Source organism: Halomonas sp. ALS9 (genome assembly GCF_001651035.1).
Classification (GTDB): Bacteria; Pseudomonadota; Gammaproteobacteria; order Pseudomonadales; family Halomonadaceae; genus Vreelandella.
On the sequence record NZ_LXRG01000164.1, the window covers coordinates 1 to 400 of the forward strand.

General features: G+C 47.2%; 1 rRNA gene. It reads left to right on the top strand.

Annotated features, from left to right (window positions below):
- Positions 1–231: 231 nt before the first annotated feature.
- A 23S ribosomal RNA gene (locus A6R74_RS11665) occupies positions 232–400 on the top strand; the annotation flags it as partial.

The following is a 400-nucleotide window of genomic DNA, read 5'->3' on the forward strand; positions in this document are numbered from 1 at the left end:
ATAGTAAGCGTCCACAATGAATTACCTGATCAGAATGCTTGTGATACGCAGTGATAAGCCAAGCGCCTATGGCGTTGCCTTATCACTGCGCATAGCAGTCGCTCTTTAACAATGTATATCATGCTGACAAGAACACTTCGCAAGAAGTGGTCTTAAATTGTGATACGTCTCAAGCGTATCCGGCAAAATAGAACGTTATCATTGCGACATCCAGACTCCTTCGGGTTATAGGGTCAAGCAATGAAGCGCACACGGTGGATGCCTAGGCAGCCAGAGGCGATGAAAGACGTGGTAGCCTGCGATAAGGTTCGGTGAGGTGGCAACAACCTGTGACCCGGACATCTCTGAATGGGGAAACCCACTCATCATAAGATGAGTATCATGCACTGAATACATAGGT